Source organism: Mycobacterium interjectum (genome assembly GCF_900078675.2).
GTDB lineage: Bacteria > Actinomycetota > Actinomycetes > Mycobacteriales > Mycobacteriaceae > Mycobacterium > Mycobacterium interjectum.
Window position 1 is genome coordinate 1 of record NZ_LT546249.1, and the last position, 971, is coordinate 971.

Sequence of the window (971 nt, forward strand, 5' to 3'; positions counted from 1 at the left end):
CCACGACCCGGTCGACAACACCAGCGTGCCCGAGCCCCTTTCTCTTAAACCCATCAAGATGTTTAAAAGGGACGGTTGTACGGCTCCGCCCGCCACGCCGACGACATCCTCGACGAGATCGACCCGGCGCTGGACGTCGCCGCGCGCGCCGAGCGGCTGCAGCGCCTGTCGGAGCGCTTCTTCGCCGGAGCCGGGCAGCACGACGAGCCCGTCCTCGCCGCGGTCGACGACACCGTGCGCCGCTACGGGATCCCCGCAGATCTCTTCGAGGACTTTCTGGATTCCATGCGCATGGACCTCACCGTCACCGACTATCCGGATCGGGCGGCGCTGGGCCGCTACATGCGCGGCTCCGCGGAAGTCATTGGCCTGCAGATGCTTCCGATTCTCGGCACCGTCGGACCCGCCGAGGAGGCGGCCCCGTACGCGGCGGCGCTGGGCCGCGCGTTTCAGCTCACCAATTTCCTGCGGGACGTCGACGAGGACCTCGCGCGCAACCGGATCTATCTGCCGGCCGACGAACTCGCCGCGTTCGGTGTCGACCGCGACCTGATGCTGTGGTGCCACACGCACCGGCGCACCCACGCCCGGGTGCGGACGGCGCTGGCGGCCCAACACGACATCACCCGCGAGATCTACCGTTTCGCCGCCGACGGAATCGCGATGCTGGCCCCGCGTTCCCGGCCGTGCGTGGCCACCGCGTTGACGCTGTACTCCGAAATCCTGGATTGCATTGAGGACAGCGACTTCTCGGTGTTCAACCGGCGCGCCACCGTCGGCAACGCGCGACGGCTCCGGGTCGCCGGTGGCGCCCTGCTGCAGTCGTGGCGGGCCCGGATCAGGGGCGCGGCGTGAGCGACCGGTGGCAGTACCTGATCCTGCTCGGCCTGTGCCTGGCGATCACGGCGCCGCTGGAGCTGTTCGGCGCCGGCGTCTACCGGCAGCCGCGCCGGCTCGCCCGAGCCGTGCTT

Annotated in this window: 2 pseudogenes; both read left to right on the plus strand. The window is 69.8% G+C overall.

Going from position 1 to position 971, the window contains the following annotated elements:
• Nucleotides 1-75: 75 nt before the first annotated feature.
• Nucleotides 76-855 (plus strand): annotated as a pseudogene (locus tag BN4348_RS59045) (phytoene/squalene synthase family protein); the annotation flags it as partial.
• Nucleotides 852-971 (plus strand): annotated as a pseudogene (locus tag BN4348_RS62075) (lycopene cyclase domain-containing protein); the annotation flags it as partial. The pseudogenes BN4348_RS59045 and BN4348_RS62075, both read left to right, overlap by 4 nt.